This is a genomic window from Flavobacterium croceum DSM 17960, from assembly GCF_002917885.1.
In the GTDB taxonomy this organism is placed as follows: Bacteria; Bacteroidota; Bacteroidia; order Flavobacteriales; family Flavobacteriaceae; genus Flavobacterium; species Flavobacterium croceum.
The window spans coordinates 86,051-98,393 of sequence record NZ_PQNY01000008.1; the positions used below are offsets into that span (position 1 = coordinate 86,051).

Sequence of the window (12,343 nt, forward strand, 5' to 3'; positions counted from 1 at the left end):
TAACATTTTAGTACTCAAATATATTAAATTTTATATTAAAAAAAATCGTTACTTTTAACAGTGTTACTTGCCTTCTACATAATCTTGCAAATAGCTAAATCTAGGGGTAAGTTTACCCTGTTCGGTTATTTTAGCTCGTTGTAAAATTCCATCTATATCATTATTAAAAAATGCAGGAATTACATGTTGCATAAACATTTCTCCAAAACCTTCGCTCGCATCTTTGGGTAGTTCGCAAGGCAAATTGTCTACGCTCATTACCACTATTGCTGCTGGGTGTGTGTAAGGAACTTCTTTTTGTTCTGAAGGTAAATAACCAAAAATTGGATCTGCTATGGTAGAAGCCTTAATTGTACAAGCTATAGGCCCATTTACATCGCACGATATATCGGCTACTACTTTAATTCTATTATCGGGGGCTTTTAGCATATCGTTTGAGAGAATTACGGGAGCACCGTTACCATGAAAATGCCCTGCCATAAAAATATCGGATACTTTGGTAAATCGCTCAAAATTGGAAATATAATCTTGCGGGTTTTTGTAAAAATCTTGAAAATCAATTACTTGTCCGTCCATTCTTTTATTATAATCCAATACATCTATTTGTACATAAACGGGTTGGCTATAAGTTTTAGATAAAAAATCTTCTACAGAAACTTCTTTAAATTTAATTCCATCTAGAATTTCCTTAATCCCCATACCTACTTTACCATGTCCTGTAACTACAATTTTTATTGGTGGGAAAATTTGTTTTTTTAGCTTGGCTATCAAATCTTCTTTGTGCGCTAGGGTTTCTGCTTTGGGCAGAGTAAACAATTCATATTTTATCCCAAAAGCTCTAAGCCCATTGTATGCACCTACAATACCAGCATACCTACCAAAACCTATAAGCCTTTTATGATTTGCATCTACAATGGTTTCGTGGTCGTACAACTCTATGTTTTTCTCCAATATAGCTTGTAATAATTTTCTATTGTAGGGTTGCTTTTTTATGGTATGCGAAAAGAAAAAATACTTTTTATTTGGAATAAGGGCCTCTGCAGGCACTTCTTTTACACCAATTAATACATCACAATCGCTTAAATCTTCATGCACTTCAATTCCCAAATCTGTATAAGCATGATCGGGAAATACTCTTATATCTGAAGGTTCTACCTTTATTTGTGCCTCTTTAAAATTTTCTTTTAATTTTACTAATTCTTGTGGAGTAAAAACTACCCTTCTATCGGGTGGTGTTTTTCTTTCTTTTATAATACCAAATTTCATTGTATGAAGTCTTTTATATTTACTAGCTGTTCAAAAAACATTTATATTGCTGTAGCACAACAAAAAAACAGCTTTTTTAAAACAGTTTCCAAAAATACATTTATTAAGTAAGTAGAACAAAATAAATAGTTCAAATTAAGAATCTGTATATTTTTGTTTTTCAATATATTAAGAAATTTAGTATGTTTTTATTGATTTTTTTTAACTCTTTTTTACAGAAAATAATAAAAAGGTAGCCTATTTTTGTTTTTTAACATCAAATTCATGAATCTCGTAAAGCAAACTATATACTGCATACTATTAGCCATTTTGGTACAGGGTTGCAAGGATACTGTTTTTGAAAAAAAAGCTAAAAAAAATCGTTCAAATTTGGCGTATGCTATGCTTCCGCCCGATGAAGATTTACCAAAACTTTCACCAGAATATCGAGCACAAAAGCACAAAGAGATAGAAACATTTTTTGATGCCAATTTTGGCACAAGCTTTGAAAATATTAGTTTTCTTGTGGCAAAAAACGGGCAAATTATCTACGAAAAATATGAAGGTTATGCCAATAAAGAGCAAAACGAGTTAATAACTGCCAATACTCCTTTACATATTGCGTCTGTAACCAAAGTCTTTACAGCATCGGCGATATTAAAATTAATAGATGCTAAAAAGATTGGATTGGACGATAATTTTAAAAAATATTTTCCTCAATTTCCGTATGACGATGTTACCATACGAACGCTGTTAAACCACAGAAGCGGACTTAAAAAGTACAATTATTTTTGCGATGATGCCGCTATATGGGGAAGAACCAAACAACTCACCAACAACGATTTACTTCAAGTAATTTATACCAAAAACATTCCGAAAGAATACAAAGCAGATACCCACTTTAGTTACAACAATACCAACTATGCCCTACTAGCATTGCTTATTGAAAAAGTAACGGGTATGAAATACAAAGAAGCAATGAAAAAAATAATTTTTGAGCCTCTAGAAATGAACAACACTTATGTTTTTGATGAAAATTCGTCAGAAAACTTAATGACTCCTTCCTACAAAGGAAATTACCGAAAATTTGGTGTCGATTTTCTAGACCATGTATATGGTGATAAAAATATATACAGCACCCCTCGCGATTTATTAAAATTTGACAATGCGAGAAATGCTAGCCATTTTTTGAGTACTGCATTACTAAAAGAAATGTACAAAGGTTATAGTTACGAAAGCAAAGGCATTAAAAACTATGGGCTTGGTATACGCATGCGCGAATGGGAAACTGGGCAAAAACTTTACTACCACAACGGTTGGTGGCATGGCAATACGTCTTCCTACATTACCATGCCCAAAGAGCATGCAGTAATTATTGCACTTTCAAATAAATTTAATAGAAAAACCTACCAACTCAAAAAATTATCAGTTTTATTTGGCGACTATCCTTTTACATTACACGATTCTATTGTAAAAGAAGAATAGTTTTTTACAAAATAGAAAATTTAGGTATATTTGCAAGCTGTAAGTATATAGAATTACTGTGTACAGCATAACTATACTACACACGGGGTCGACTGGTTTTGACAGCGAGTGGAATTGAAAAGTAAGCACGTCGAGCATTGTATTTTTGGCTCGTAAATATCAAAAATACGAACTTATAAACGGCGAAAATAATTACGCTTTAGCTGCTTAATCCGAAGTTTAGTACGATTTGCCTAGTTCCTACAAGGTAGGAAAGCTAGATTCACCTCAAAAGCCTTGGTTTACGGCGGTTGATATAGGTGAACCGAAAAAGTAACCCTAAGAAAGGTAAAGCTTTAAATCCTTTCTGACATATATAAAGCTAAGCAAAAAGTGGCTGTTTTTGGCCTTGCTTTTTGTCGAAAATTCAATCAAAAACTAAGCGTGTAGAAAGCTCTTTGATTGCTTGTTTGGACGAGAGTTCGATTCTCTCCGACTCCACAAAAAAACCTGTGTTATAAAACACAGGTTTTTTTTACTAAATTTTTTCCTCGTTAAGGATTTACAATTTCTCCTTCCCAGTTCATAATACCGCCTACTAAGTTGTATACATTTTCAAAACCCATTTGTTTCATAATTGAGCATGCTTGTGCACTTCGAGCACCCGCCATACAATACACATAATAGTTTTTGGTTTTGTCTAGTTCGTCTAAGCGATAAATAAAGCCTTGCCCTTTGTAAATATCGTTATGAATAGCGTTGGGTATAATACCATTTTGGTATTCTTCGTCTGTACGCACATCGAGCACAACAGCATTTGTATCGGCAGCCAATTTTTGTTGCCATTCGTTTTGAGATAAGTCCATGTTTAAAATTTTTCTTCAAAAATAACTTTTTGAAAATTTTAACACAACATTTGTATATACAAATAAAATAATTTATACATTTGTACCTACAAATATTGTAAATACATATATGAAGATTGAACAGATAACCAAGTCTACTATAGAAATGCAAATGGCACGCAAAGTCATTTTAAATATATTGTATACAAATGGTTTGATTAACGAGAATATGAGCGAGATGTTAAAGCCATTTGATCTTTCTACAGAGCAATACAATGTGCTTAGAATATTACGAGGTCAAAAATCTTGTCCTGCTAATATGTGCGTTATACAAGAACGAATGATTACCAAAAACAGCAACACTACCCGTTTAATAGACAAGTTATTACTAAAAGATTTGGTAACTAGAAATGTATGTCCAAACAACAGAAGAAAAATTGAAGTATCCATTACCCAAAAAGGACTTGAAATACTTGAACAACTAGACCCTAAATTAATAGAACACGAAAACTTTTTTGCCCAAAATCTTACATCAAATGAACTTTCATTACTTAATGAATTATTAGAAAAAATTAGAACTAAAAATTAAATTTTATTATGAGCAATTTTATTGAAAACGCACAATGGCGTTACGCTACAAAAAAATACGATAGCACTAAAAAAGTTTCCAACGCCGATTTGGAAACCTTAAAAAAAGCAGTACAACTTTCTGCATCATCATTTGGTTTACAACCGTACAAAGTAATTGTTGTAGAAAATCCAGAACTAAGAGAACAACTTGTAGAAGCTTCTTGGGGGCAACAACAAATTAAAGAAGCTTCGCACTTATTTGTATTTGCAAATATTACGGATCTTGACAATACAGACCTAGATGCATTTTTTAATAATGTACAAACCACCAGAGGATTAAAACCTGAAGATGTTGAAGGATATAAAAATTTTGTGGCTGGTTTTGTAAACAATTTACCTACAGAAATAAAAAACACGTGGACTTCCAAACAAACTTATATTGCACTAAGCAATTTACTTAATGCTGCTGCCGAACTAAAGATAGACGTTACACCTATGGAGGGTTTTGAACCTCAACGCTATAACGAGATATTAGGGTTAGACAAACTTGGGCTAAATGCTTCTCTTGTAGCACCTATTGGCTACAGAAGTGAAGAAGATGCAACCCAGCATTTTGCAAAAGTGAGAAAACCACTAGATGAACTTTTTATAACACTTTAAATAATTCAACAACTAAATTCAATACAAAAATGAAAACAATCAAAACCATTGCTCTAAGCTTATTAATTGCTTTTACTACAGTAGCAACTGCGCAAACCAAACAAATTAATACCTCAAAAAGTAAAATTAACTGGGTAGGTAAAAAAGTTACAGGAAAACATGAAGGTACTGTAGATTTAAAAAGTGGCGCATTAGTATTTAAGAAAAATAAATTAAAAGGTGGAACTTTTGTAGTAGATATGACTACTATTTCATCGACAGATTTACAAGGTGATTACAAAGCGAAACTTGACGGACACTTAAAAGCAGACGATTTTTTTGGAACTGAAAAATACCCTACAGCAAAATTAGTATTCAAAAAAATTGGAGATAAAGGAAACGGCGTTTATGCTGTAACTGCCGATTTGACCATTAAAGATGTAACCAATTCTGTATCTTTTTTAATCACTGTAAAAGGTAACACTGCTACAACCTCATTAAAAATAGATCGTACAAAATATGGTATTAAATATGGTTCTGGAAGCTTTTTTGATAATTTAGGGGACAAAACAATCAACGACGAGTTTGAGCTTGAAGTTTCTCTTGCTTTCTAAAAGAACAAACCAAAACGTATTAAAATCCGCACCTAAAATGCGGATTTTTTGTTTAAAATAAGTTTATTTTGCACTATGACTCAAAAGCGAATTTTACTTATAGATAATTACGATAGTTTTACACACAATATTGTTCATTATTTAGAATCACAATCGTGTACTGTAGAAGTATGGCGCAACGATGAGTTTGATATAGAAGAAGTAAACGATTTTCAAAACATACTTCTATCGCCTGGACCAGGTTTACCTCAACAAGCTGGTAATACGCTAAAAGTGCTTGAGCAATACTATACCCATAAAAATATATTAGGTATTTGCTTAGGTCATCAAGCTATGGCGGTGTTTTTTGGCGCCACCTTAATCAATTTAACCAAACCTTATCACGGAAGGCAATCTTCAATAAATATTATTGAACCTAATACGGTTTTATTTAAAAACCTACCCAATACTTTTAATGTAGGTCGCTACCATTCTTGGTCAGTAGATCCAAACTCTGTACCCAGCACTTTACAAATTACCGCTGTTGATACTGAAAACCACATTTTAGCTTTACAACATAGTTTGTACCCAATTATGTCTGTTCAATTTCATCCAGAGAGTATACTTACTCAATACGGCAAACAAATTATGGCAAACTGGGTAAATAGTCTACCTTAATTGCTAATTACCTCGTGTTTGTAGTGTAAAAAAATTGTTAAACCGAAATTAAACACTTGTTTAATTTAAACATTTGTTTAATTTTGCATTGTTATTTTAAATTTAAATTTAGCAATGGATTTTAATGACAAACAAATAGAAATTATTGATATCGCAGAACAATTATTCGCGCTACAAGGTTACGATGGTACTTCGGTAAGAGATATTGCATCTAAAGCAAACATCAATGTAGCAATGATTTCTTATTATTTTGGTTCTAAAGAAAAGCTACTCGAAGCCATACTGATTTATAAAATGAGTGGAACAAAACTAGAATTAAAATCTGTTTTAGATAAAAACATTTCTCCGCTTCAAAAAATTGATGAGCTAATAGCGTACTATATCAAAAAAATATATTCCAATGTAGCCTTATATCAAATTATGCATACCGAAATTATGCACAAAAAAAGAGAGGCTCATATGCCCGAAATAAGTAAAATAAAGAAACAAAATCTAGCCTATATCCAAGCTATTGTTGATGAAGGATTTTTGCAAGGCGTATTTAAAAACAAAATAGATACGGCAGTAATTCCAAGTATGATTATAGGCACATTTATGTATTTTGTAAACAATAAACACCACATGATGGATATATTACAATTGCAAAATGACACCGCTTTTAATCACTATGTTGAAAACCAATTGGTACAACACATACAGCAATCTGTAAAAGGATTATTATTGTATACTACTTAAAAACAAACAATTACCACTATATGAAAATAACATATAAAATAATTCTCTTTTTTTTAATTTCAGCGCCTATTGTTTCAGCTCAAGAAACAAAAAAGCTTTCATTAAAAGAAGCTATTGTATTAGTAACAAGTCAAAGTAAAGAAGTAGCCTTGTCAAAATTACAAACGCAAGCATCTCTACTCGAATTACAAAAAATGAGAGATAATCAATATCCTAATCTAAAAATTTCGGGAGAATATTTACGTCTTACCAATGCTAATGCAAGTTTAAAAATCCCGATGAGTTCTTCGGGCAACTCGCAAAATGGCAGCGGAGTATCGGTAAGCAGTTTACTTTTGGGGCAGGCTAATGTAAACATGCCTGTTTTTGCTGGATTCAAACTTCAAAATAGCATAAGTGCGTCAAAAGCTATGTACGAGGCAGAAAAACTGACAGCTCAACAAACCAAAGAACAACTTGCCTTGCAAGTAACAAAACTTTTTGCACAATTATACCAAGCAGATCAAACCATAATGCTGATTGCTGAAAATATAAAAAGTGCTCAGCAAAGAGAAAAAGATTTTGATGCCTTAATGCAAAACGGATTGATCACAAAAAATGATTTGTTAAAAGTGCAACTTCAAGTTTCCAATTTACAAATTGCTCTTGATACTGCTCAAAAAAACAGAAATGTTTTAAATTACCAATTATCAAAACTTCTCGATTTACCTCAACCTACAACAATAGAAATTAATATTGATGCTGTACAAAAAGACATGCAAGAGTCTTTACTCCGTGCCAATCAATCCAACAGAAGCGATCTAGAAGCTCTACAACAACAAATAAAAGCATCAGAATATGCCATTAAAGTTGCTAAATCCAACTATTACCCTGCTCTAGCGCTTACAGGTGGCTACATTGCTTTTGATTTGCAAAATGTATTACGTGTTTCTAATGCTATGAATTTTGGAGTAGGCATTTCTTATGATGTGGCTTCTATTTTTAAAAACAAAAAAGAAGTCAATCTCTCTAAAACCAAGTCTGAACAACTTAAAGTATCGAGCGAAATACTAAAAAATAAAATCGACGAAGAAATACAAGCTGCTTCAGAAAATTACAATTTATCTCAAAAGCAAAACAAAGTTTATCAAAAATCTGTAGAGCAAAGTACCGAAAACTATAGAATAATCAACGATAAATACACCAATGGCCTAGCCAATACAACAGATTTACTAGATGCCGATGTATTACAACTTCAAAGTAAAATTAATTTAGCTTTATCTCAAGCTGATATTGCTTTAAAATATTACGAATTACAATTTGCACAAGGAAATTTGCTAAACTCACTCAATATATCTAAGTAAATTATGAAAAATTCAAATACAAAAACAAATAAAAAATTCATTACCATTTTTGCTACATTACTAATCGTAGGCGGAGGTTATGGAATATACAAGTACCTACATGGTCAAGCACACGAAATTACAGACGATGCTCAAATAGAAAAAAACATCAGTCCTGTAGTACCAAAAGTAGGCGGATATGTAAACAAAGTATATGTAAAAGACAACGATATTGTAAAAAAAGGCGATACCCTTTTTGTTATTGACAATAAAGATTATTTGGTAAAACTAGAAGAAGCCAAAGCAGCCTATATAGCCGCACAAGATAGTTACGAAGCATCAAAAGCAGATATCGGCACAGCAGAAGCTACAGTTTCTGTATCTGATGCAAATGTAAAATCGGCAACAGAAAATATTGAATCGGCCAAAATACGACTTACTAGAGCCACAAATGATTTTGACAGATATGCCAATCTATACAAAAACCATTCTATTACCAAACAACAATACGAGCAAGCCGAAGCAACAAAACTAGAAGCTCAAACACAATTGCGCATCTTGCAAGAACAACAAAAGGCAAGCTCATTTCAAAAGAAAGTGGCTTCAAATCGCACAAATGTAACTTCCAAACAAACAAAGGTTGCTTTAGCCAACATTAGCCGTGCCAAAGCCAGCGTAGATGCCGCACAACTCAATGTAAACTACACAGTTGTTGTAGCTCCATACGACGGGCAAGTATCTAAAATAAATGTGCAACCAGGACAATTTATTCAGCCAGGGCAATCGCTATTTTACATTATTGGAAATCATGATATGTGGGTGGTTGCAAACTTCAAAGAAACACAACTTAACAAAATGCTTGAAGGCCAAGAGGTAAAAATTCATGTAGATGCATTTCCAGATGATGAGTTTGAAGGCAAAATTGTTTCTTTCTCTCCAGCAACTGGTGCAAAATTTTCTATTCTACCTCCTGATAATGCAACAGGTAATTTTGTAAAAACAATTCAACGTTTGCCTGTAAAAATCTCATTTACAGAACAAAATGACAAAAATAAACTGAGCAAGTTACGACCAGGAATGAATGTAACTGTAGATGTACATACCAAATAAACTATGGCAATTACGCAACAAGAAGATTTAGTTGAATACGGTTTTAGAAGGGTAATTATTACAATTACTGCCGTTTTATGCGCGCTTCTAGAAATTGTAGATACTACTATTGTAAATGTAGCTTTAACCAACATGAGAGGTAGCCTTGGGGCTACTCTAACCGACATTGCATGGGTAATTACAGCCTATGCTATTGCAAACGTTATTATTATACCCATGACGAGTTGGTTGTCGCAACAATTTGGTAGACGAAATTATTTTGCTGCATCAATCATACTGTTTACAGTTGCCTCATTTTTATGTGGTAATGCTTCTAACATTTGGGAGCTGGTAATATTTAGGTTTATTCAAGGTTTGGGCGGAGGGGCTCTTTTGGTTACTGCACAAACTATTATTACTGAAAGTTACCCTACAGAAAAAAGAGGAATGGCTCAAGCCATTTATGGTATGGGGGTTATTGTTGGTCCAACCCTTGGTCCGCCATTGGGAGGATATATTGTAGACAATTTTTCGTGGCCTTATATTTTTTATATCAATATTCCTATTGGTATTGCAGCAACTTTTTTAACATTAAGCTTTGTAAAAAGTCCAAAATATGGTAATAAATTGAGTGCAAACCAAGTAGATTGGTGGGGTATTATTACTTTATCGGCTTTTATAGGTTCGTTGCAATATGTACTCGAACATGGACAACAAGATGATTGGTTTAACAACACAACCATTGTAACATTGTGTATTGTTTCTTTTGTAGGACTATTGCTCTTTTTGTGGAGAGAACTTACCTATGAACACCCAATAGTAAACTTGAGCGTACTTAAAGATAGTAATTTGCAAATTGGTATTTTACTTGGTTTTATACTTGGTTTTGGTCTTTATGGCTCTACACTTATTATTCCTATTTACACACAATCTATATTGGGTTGGACAGCTACAGATGCTGGGCTACTATTAATACCTGGTTCAATCACTACCGCATTTATGATGCCTTTTGTAGGTAGAATGATACAAAAAGGTGTACCGCAAAAGTATATGGTAGCGTTTGGTTTTGGTGTGTTTTTTTTATTTACCTATTGGATGTATACTGTAATGACGCCAGACACTGGGGTAGAACATTTTTACTGGCCATTAATACTAAGAGGTGTAGGTTTAGGATTGCTTTTTGTACCAATAACCACTCTATCGCTATCGTCTCTAAAAGGAAAAGAAATTGGCGAAGGAGCTGCCTTTACAGGTATGATGCGACAATTGGGAGGTTCGTTTGGGGTAGCTATTATCACTACTTTTATTTCTAGGTTTACACAAAAACACCGCATCGATTTAATTGGTAATATAGACCCGACCCGACCCGAAGTACAACAAAAAATAAATATGCTCCAAAAATCATTTGTAGCAAAAGGCTATACGCCCAATGAGGCACTAGCCAAAGCGCATCAAATATTTGAATTTTCAATTATAAAACAAAGTACTGTAATGTCTTACATGGATATATTTTTGTACTTAGGGGTAATCTTTTTATGTTCAATACCACTTATATTTTTAGCCAAAAAAACAAAGAATAAGATAAACCCAGCAGATGCTATGCACTAATGCTATCTGGTAAATACAAGTGTATTTCCTTTACTTAGGTTTGCATCAAAAGCATAGCCTTCGTAGTTAAAGAGCTTGAGTTCTTCTAGTGTATTTACGTTTTGATCCAAAATGTAACGCACCATAAGTCCTCTAGCTTTTTTGGCAAAGAAAGAAATCATTTTCAATTTGCCATCTTTATAGTCTTTAAATTCTGGAGTAATGATGGTGGCTTTTATTTTTTTTGCATCTACAGCCGAAAAATATTCTTTGCTTGCCAAATTGATAAACAATTCACCTTGATTGAGGTTTTTATTCAGTTCTTTGGTAATGCTATCTTTCCAAAATTCGTATAGGTTTTTATTTTTACCTATTGCCAAATGTGTGCCCATCTCAAGGCGGTAAGGTTGTATTAAATCGAGTGGTTTGAGCAACCCATATAAACCCGAAAGTATGTAGAGTTTATTTTGCAATTCTGTAATTTTTTCTGGTGGTAAAGTGTAAGCGTCCAAACCAGTATATACATCTCCATCAAAAGCAAAAACAGCTTGCTTAGCATTGTTTACGGTAAGCTCTAGTACATTGCGTTCTTGGTTGCGTTGCCAATTAAGTTCTGCCAATTTATCAGAAATATCCATCAAATTTGACAGCGCTTTGGGTTTCAATTTTTTTAGTACTTTATCTACGCTGTGCGCCTTTTTTTCAAACACAAAATGTGTAGCTTGTGTTGTGGGAGCTGGCGTTTCAAAATTGAGCGATTTTGCCGGAGATACTACAATTTTCATAGTCGATAATTCTTTGTTATTCTAGGTTTGTTCGTTATAGCCTATCGGTATTGGCAATGGTTTACCAAACGTAGTGCTGATGCAATTTTATACTAAACTGCTAAAAAATAAACAGTCAAAAATAGGTCTCAAAATTAACCTTTTTAGCGCAAAAAAATATAAGTAGTGCAAAGCATTTTATAAAAATTAACTTTACCTTTGACCTCTCAAAAAAAATACACAATCAATATGGTTTACAAGTTTAGAGTTATTCTCGACACAGAGGAAGACATCTTTAGAGATATTGCTATACAAAGTCAAGATACCCTAGAAGATTTACACAACACAATAGTAAATGCTTTTGGGTTTGATGGTAAAGAAATTGCCTCTTTTTATACTTGCGATGACAACTGGAATCAAGAAGATGAAATTTCGCTTTTTGACACTGGCGATGTACCTGGCGAACAGCGCACTATGGCAGACTTTGTACTCGAAGATATTTTGTATGAAGAGCAAACCAAAATTATTTACGTATACGATTTTATAAGTATGTGGACATTTTTGGTAGAACTTGCCGCTATAGAACCCGAAGTTGCTGGAGAGAGCTACCCTGCCCTATTGTATTCGCATGGTGAAATGCCAGAAAATGCACCCGAAAAAGAATTTGATGCCGAAGACGACCATTTTCACAGTGAATTTGAAGATGATTTTGATGAAGACGATTTTGATATGTTTGACGGCGATGATAGTTTTGAAGATTTCGGATTTGAAGAAAACTGGAATTAACACAACACACAAACTTATTTACACCA

13 protein-coding genes and 1 other RNA gene are annotated in these 12,343 nt (G+C 33.3%); 11 read left to right on the forward strand and 3 right to left on the reverse strand.

Going from position 1 to position 12,343, the window contains the following annotated elements; genetic code table 11:
- Positions 1-63: 63 nt before the first annotated feature.
- A complete protein-coding gene (locus Q361_RS07375) occupies positions 64-1,266 on the reverse strand; it encodes an NAD(P)-dependent oxidoreductase (RefSeq protein WP_103726085.1) in 1,203 nt (400 codons plus the stop codon).
- Positions 1,267-1,530: 264 nt separating this feature from the next.
- Between Q361_RS07375 and Q361_RS07380 the strand changes: the two genes are divergently transcribed.
- Both Q361_RS07380 and ssrA read left to right on the forward strand, forming a co-directional pair.
- Positions 1,531-2,730 carry a serine hydrolase domain-containing protein gene (locus tag Q361_RS07380; RefSeq protein WP_103726086.1) on the forward strand — a complete coding sequence of 400 codons (1,200 nt, stop codon included), beginning with the start codon at positions 1,531-1,533 and terminating at the stop codon, positions 2,728-2,730.
- Between the two features lie 84 nt (positions 2,731-2,814).
- Positions 2,815-3,213, forward strand: a transfer-messenger RNA (tmRNA) gene (gene ssrA / locus Q361_RS07385).
- A 50-nt stretch (positions 3,214-3,263) separates the two neighbouring features.
- On the opposite strand, the gene Q361_RS07390 is transcribed toward ssrA, so the two are convergent.
- A complete protein-coding gene (locus Q361_RS07390) occupies positions 3,264-3,575 on the reverse strand; it encodes a rhodanese-like domain-containing protein (RefSeq protein WP_103726087.1) in 312 nt (103 codons plus the stop codon).
- A gap of 109 nt (positions 3,576-3,684) precedes the next feature.
- On the opposite strand from Q361_RS07390, the gene Q361_RS07395 reads away from it, so the two are divergent.
- The 8 genes from Q361_RS07395 (at position 3,685) to Q361_RS07430 (ending at position 10,788) form a co-directional block, all read left to right on the forward strand.
- Positions 3,685-4,143, forward strand: coding sequence for a MarR family winged helix-turn-helix transcriptional regulator (locus tag Q361_RS07395; protein ID WP_103726088.1), 459 nt, complete (start codon positions 3,685-3,687; stop codon positions 4,141-4,143).
- Between the two features lie 8 nt (positions 4,144-4,151).
- Complete coding sequence (locus Q361_RS07400) at positions 4,152-4,784, forward strand: NAD(P)H-dependent oxidoreductase (RefSeq protein ID WP_103726089.1); 633 nt, start codon at positions 4,152-4,154, stop codon at positions 4,782-4,784.
- A gap of 29 nt (positions 4,785-4,813) precedes the next feature.
- Entirely contained in the window at positions 4,814-5,377 is a 564-nt protein-coding gene (locus tag Q361_RS07405) for a YceI family protein (RefSeq protein ID WP_103726090.1), read from the forward strand.
- A gap of 75 nt (positions 5,378-5,452) precedes the next feature.
- Complete coding sequence (locus Q361_RS07410) at positions 5,453-6,034, forward strand: anthranilate synthase component II (protein ID WP_103726091.1); 582 nt, start codon at positions 5,453-5,455, stop codon at positions 6,032-6,034.
- A gap of 114 nt (positions 6,035-6,148) precedes the next feature.
- On the forward strand, positions 6,149-6,769 hold the full coding sequence (locus tag Q361_RS07415; protein WP_103726092.1) for a TetR/AcrR family transcriptional regulator: 621 nt from the start codon (positions 6,149-6,151) through the stop codon (positions 6,767-6,769).
- Positions 6,770-6,789: 20 nt separating this feature from the next.
- Positions 6,790-8,112: a TolC family protein gene (locus Q361_RS07420; protein ID WP_103726093.1), complete on the forward strand. Its 1,323-nt coding sequence runs from the start codon at positions 6,790-6,792 to the stop codon at positions 8,110-8,112.
- Between the two features lie 3 nt (positions 8,113-8,115).
- Positions 8,116-9,201, forward strand: coding sequence for an HlyD family secretion protein (locus tag Q361_RS07425; RefSeq protein WP_103726094.1), 1,086 nt, complete (start codon positions 8,116-8,118; stop codon positions 9,199-9,201).
- Positions 9,202-9,204: 3 nt separating this feature from the next.
- Positions 9,205-10,788, forward strand: a complete 1,584-nt coding sequence (locus tag Q361_RS07430) for an MDR family MFS transporter (protein ID WP_103726095.1) — start codon at positions 9,205-9,207, stop codon at positions 10,786-10,788.
- A 2-nt stretch (positions 10,789-10,790) separates the two neighbouring features.
- On the opposite strand, the gene yaaA is transcribed toward Q361_RS07430, so the two are convergent.
- Positions 10,791-11,552 (reverse strand): peroxide stress protein YaaA, encoded by a 762-nt coding sequence (gene yaaA, locus Q361_RS07435; protein WP_103726096.1) that lies wholly within the window; start codon positions 11,550-11,552, stop codon positions 10,791-10,793.
- A gap of 228 nt (positions 11,553-11,780) precedes the next feature.
- Here yaaA and Q361_RS07440 point away from each other — a divergent pair, with 228 nt between their 5' ends.
- On the forward strand, positions 11,781-12,317 hold the full coding sequence (locus Q361_RS07440) for an IS1096 element passenger TnpR family protein (RefSeq protein ID WP_103726097.1): 537 nt from the start codon (positions 11,781-11,783) through the stop codon (positions 12,315-12,317).
- Positions 12,318-12,343: the final 26 nt, after the last annotated feature.